Origin of the sequence: Sedimentibacter sp. B4, from assembly GCF_000309315.1 — a bacterium.
GTDB lineage: Bacteria > Bacillota > Clostridia > Tissierellales > Sedimentibacteraceae > Sedimentibacter > Sedimentibacter saalensis.
This window is the reverse complement of record NZ_CANG01000556.1, coordinates 1-234: the sequence shown is the minus strand read 5'-3', so window position 1 is coordinate 234 and position 234 is coordinate 1. Positions and strand designations below refer to the sequence as shown.

The window sequence follows — 234 nt, the reverse complement described above, 5'->3', positions numbered from 1 at the left end:
GATCGACATCATGATCCCCAGCTACAAGTCGAACAAGGCGCTCGGCGACTCCATCGCCCAGTACTTCATCGACAACGGCAAGCGCCTCCACGTCACCTACATCCTGTGGCGGCAGCGCAGCTACACCCTGACTCGCGGCTCCTGGAAGAAGATGGAAGACCGCGGCAGCGACACCCAGAACCACATGAACCACGTGCACGTCTCCTTCGAGCCGAGCTGATCTCCCCCCTCCAA

1 pseudogene is annotated in these 234 nt (G+C 60.7%); it reads left to right on the top strand.

Annotated features, from left to right (window positions below):
• Window positions 1-220: pseudogene (locus BN358_RS26625) on the top strand (hypothetical protein); the annotation flags it as partial.
• Between the last annotated feature and the right edge of the window lie 14 nt (window positions 221-234).